6 protein-coding genes are annotated in these 3,540 nt (G+C 42.1%); all 6 read left to right on the plus strand.

The genetic code is table 11. The features are described from left to right. Positions 1-118: 118 nt before the first annotated feature. From FNW02_RS37690 to FNW02_RS37715, 6 genes are read left to right on the plus strand one after another with little or no spacing between them, the layout of a single operon-like run. On the plus strand, positions 119-640 hold the full coding sequence (locus FNW02_RS37690; RefSeq protein WP_191762558.1) for a hypothetical protein: 522 nt from the start codon (positions 119-121) through the stop codon (positions 638-640). Further along, positions 583-987, plus strand: coding sequence for a hypothetical protein (locus FNW02_RS37695; protein ID WP_191762559.1), 405 nt, complete (start codon positions 583-585; stop codon positions 985-987). Before FNW02_RS37690 ends, FNW02_RS37695 begins: the two co-directional genes overlap by 58 nt. A gap of 2 nt (positions 988-989) precedes the next feature. After that, entirely contained in the window at positions 990-1,667 is a 678-nt protein-coding gene (locus FNW02_RS37700; protein ID WP_191762560.1) for a hypothetical protein, read from the plus strand. Beyond that, complete coding sequence (locus tag FNW02_RS37705; RefSeq protein WP_191762561.1) at positions 1,664-1,861, plus strand: hypothetical protein; 198 nt, start codon at positions 1,664-1,666, stop codon at positions 1,859-1,861. Before FNW02_RS37700 ends, FNW02_RS37705 begins: the two co-directional genes overlap by 4 nt. After that, positions 1,845-2,060 carry a hypothetical protein gene (locus tag FNW02_RS37710; protein WP_191762562.1) on the plus strand — a complete coding sequence of 72 codons (216 nt, stop codon included), beginning with the start codon at positions 1,845-1,847 and terminating at the stop codon, positions 2,058-2,060. The genes FNW02_RS37705 and FNW02_RS37710 overlap by 17 nt, the downstream gene beginning before the upstream one ends. Next, positions 2,042-3,439, plus strand: a complete 1,398-nt coding sequence (locus FNW02_RS37715; RefSeq protein ID WP_191762563.1) for an ATP-binding protein — start codon at positions 2,042-2,044, stop codon at positions 3,437-3,439. Before FNW02_RS37710 ends, FNW02_RS37715 begins: the two co-directional genes overlap by 19 nt. Positions 3,440-3,540 lie beyond the last annotated feature (101 nt).

A 3,540-nucleotide genomic window follows, 5' to 3' on the forward strand; every position in this document is an offset into this window, starting at 1 on the left:
GATGTAGAACTCGAACAACTAATTGATAGTTGCGATTATTTGCCCTTTGAGACGATGAAGCAGACTATAGACGGCTTAGCAGCTCGTGTAGGTGTGAAATTGGAGTGGAAAGATTTAGATGATGGACAATTCGAGTGCATCCCAAGTATCACCTGAAGTACAAGAGTTTATCGACACAGTAAATCAGGGGAAAGGATTTAACACTGTAACCCAAATCATCAGCTCAGAAGTACAGCGCCAACTCGAAACCCATTTACTGAATTTCCAGTCTTGCATTGCACAGTCTAACTTGGCAGCAATTGAGGTGATGTCAGAAGAATTGCAGAAGATTAAAACCGAATCTGCAACGTTAAGTGGGGTGATGGAAAGATTAACCGCAGCTGTTGCCCCGGATCTGACGGCGACCGAGGATGAAGTTGTTTGTTTCCAGCAAGCGATTAACAACCTGGAGCAATATGGCAGCATCATCCCTTCTCAAGCAGATATCATAGCTGCTCAATTCAGACTCAAGAACCAACGGGCTTGGTCATTGGTGTGGCAAGCTCTAGCCAAAATGTTGATTAAAAAGTTGGAGAAAAAGTTTTGCAAACAGCCTACTTCCACAGAGCCTATTGGTGCTACGAAAACAATCTCGGAATAGCCAAAATTCATTACGAACCACTAGGAATTTTTGCAATTTTGTTTGAAGGTGGTATTCCCAAGGTTAATGTCAATTTCTTGGACAATCAGGAGTTTTCTTATTACTGGCAACAGTACAAAAACAAAGGAGTAAATTTAGTTTTAGGAGTGCAAATTGACCGCGATGTGCAATTAACCAAGGTGATTGATCAAGAGAATGTTTTCAAATTTTCTGAAATTAACTTGGAGGTCAAATTAGAAAACAGCACTCGCCACTTCCGAAGTTTGAAAGCAACAGAATGGACTGAATTTCAAGACGATGTGTTTGTAGAATATCAACCTTGTAAATCACTAATACATGTGAGGTAATTATGGCTAGAACATCAAAGCCACAGCCGGAACCGCCCAAAAATGGAGGATTGAATTTATCCGATTTAAGTGGTGACATTAACAAGGCTTTAGTTTTTCCTGATTCCCACTTTGGTTTGTCATCGGCTGTATGGGAGAATGCCCAGCGCATTGCTGATATGTTGCCTGTGAATGTCAGAACTTTTGGCGATCTCACAGACGAGCATATAGCCTTAGCTGCGGAAAACGCTAAGGGCGCAGAAATCCAACTCAAAAATTGGACTGAGTATGATGCCCTGACATCTCGTTATTTGAAAGCCTTGATCAAAAACAGAGAGAAACAAGCATCTGTTGCTGAAAACGTTGGCGAGGCAAGAGTTACTCTTGCAGAAATGGAAAAGAACTTAGGGGTATCTCTTGCTAATCTCGAATCCAAATTCCGGCAAATAGTTGGGGGTTCTCGCTCAGCCATAGCTGGTGTCCAAGATGATTTGGGCATTAGCTTAGGTAAGATTGCTTCACAGTATTCAGAAGGCAAGGCTAAAAAGCAAGAAAAGTTACAAGCTGAAACCACCAAAAAAGAACCAACCCCTTACGAAGAACAAACGAGTAATTTGGTTACTCGGTTCCAAGAGCTTAGAAATGCCCGATATTCGGGAACACCAGGAATTACACAACGCATTCAAAGGACAGCGCAATGACAACTAAACAAATAGCTCTGTTAACATCTGGATTTCTAGCATTAGTAGCCTTTGGGTACTTCAGCACTCAAATAATTGGCCCCGTCGCCACATCAACAATTGGATTTGGAGGAATAGTTTCTGGTGCTGTTCTAGAAGCAAAAAGACATCAGCCACAGCAGACTAAACAGGAGAAAAATGTCCCAGATTTGTAGATTGTTAATCTGGATGTGCGGATTTATTATTGCCAGCGCTACTGCTCAATTAATTAGTTTATTGCCCTGGAGTGCCTTGGTTATAGGAGTAGCCGCAGTAATTACTTATTCTCAAGGCAAGAGCAGTAACTCGATGCTGCTACAAGTTATTGCAATTGGATTAGCTTTTGGATGGGGTAAATGTTATTTCCTTGGTTAAGAATTGGTGCTAGTGGATTGACTGGTTTAGTGTTGACTTTGACAGTCAATTCCAAAGATATAAAATTGTTTACACCTGCAAATATCGCTGCGATCGCTCTAGCTAGCTATGCAGGATTGGAATTACGAAAGTTACAAAAACATTACGAGGACAAAGAACGCGAAGAAGATATGCTTGCAGCGATGAAGGATACTCAGGCTGAGGAGCAGTTACAGTATCTTTCATCAGCTGCTGAACGAAAGCGCTCTACAGCAGATGCAGACAAGGAAACAGAAAGGCAACTGAAATTACTCCAACAAACAGCACCTCTGTTCAGTGAAGTTTTGACGGTTACTGGACAAAATGGGGCAGTCAGTCGTATGGCTTTGGGCATGATTCAGAACGGGGAAAGCCTGGGCAATGTTCTGCTAGCAACATCTGAGGCGGAAATGCAGATGGAAACAGCCAAACTGCAAGCCCAAATTCATACTCGTCAGTTGGAATTGCAGGCACAGCAAACACAGCAAGTACTTAAAAGTGCTAATGGCGAGGTTGTCAATGTCACTCCGATCAATAGCGCAAATGCAACCACAGTTACAAATTCATCAAAGATTGAGGGATTAAAAAAAGCGGCAACAGTTGTCGGACTTCAAACTCAGTGCCTTCGAGTGGATAAAGCGCCCAGTTACGAAAGGTTAATTTTTTCGGTAAAAACAGAGGATTTTAATTCTTTACCTAAACTCAAAGCAGCAACTAAATTGGCGTTAGGGATAAGTGAGAAAAGTGATTTACCTTTTTACATTTATGCACCCGAACAAATAGCAGTAGAAGTTCCTTTAAAACCAGAAGACCGCACTTACTACGACTTTCCTCAAAGGCAGTGGACACAGGGCGAAAGATTAATTGTTCTTGGTCAATCACTAGATGGGGAAGTGGTGATTGATTTGAAAAGTGAGGATACTCCTCAGCTTCTCTGTGTCGGTACAACTGGCTCAGGCAAGTCGAATTTATTTCGGGCCATCGCCTACTGCCTTTTAATGCAAGGTGCGCGAGTGGATATCTGCGGCGGCAAGGTCAGCGACTACGAAGATTTTGCAGAGCGCTTTCCGAGTATTAGCCTCAATGATATGGGGAAAACATTTGAGTATGTAGGTGAATACTATCTAGAATGCGATCGCCGCAATCAAATGACCAGGGCTGAGTTAGCGCAAGAACCAGCTTGGCTTTTGGAGATTGACGAGTATAAAGGGACTGTACCACTGGACGACAATCTACGCAAAACCTACGACCAGCAGCTATGTGAGGTGGCCCGTCGGGGACGTGGGTTAAAAATTCATGTGGCTATTGGATTGCAACGAGGATCGAAACGTAGTACAGGGCGAACGCATCTTATTTACTAATAAAAACTAAAAAAGATTTGAAAATGACATAGATAATCCTACAAGTTGCTACAACTATAAATAAAACAAATCCCTAACCTTTCAACAATAGAGATTAGCTT

It is taken from the genome of Komarekiella delphini-convector SJRDD-AB1 (assembly GCF_014831675.1).
In the GTDB taxonomy this organism is placed as follows: Bacteria; Cyanobacteriota; Cyanobacteriia; order Cyanobacteriales; family Nostocaceae; genus Komarekiella.

Excerpts from the sequence above, each read along its gene's own strand:
- FNW02_RS37690 (WP_191762558.1), top strand. The coding sequence starts at position 119 with ATGATGGACAATTCGAGTGCATCCCAAGTATCACCTGAAGTACAAGAG.
- FNW02_RS37700 (WP_191762560.1), top strand. The coding sequence starts at position 990 with ATGGCTAGAACATCAAAGCCACAGCCGGAACCGCCCAAAAATGGAGGA.
- FNW02_RS37705 (WP_191762561.1), top strand. The coding sequence starts at position 1,664 with ATGACAACTAAACAAATAGCTCTGTTAACATCTGGATTTCTAGCATTA.
- FNW02_RS37710 (WP_191762562.1), top strand. The coding sequence starts at position 1,845 with ATGTCCCAGATTTGTAGATTGTTAATCTGGATGTGCGGATTTATTATT.
- FNW02_RS37715 (WP_191762563.1), top strand. The coding sequence starts at position 2,042 with ATGTTATTTCCTTGGTTAAGAATTGGTGCTAGTGGATTGACTGGTTTA.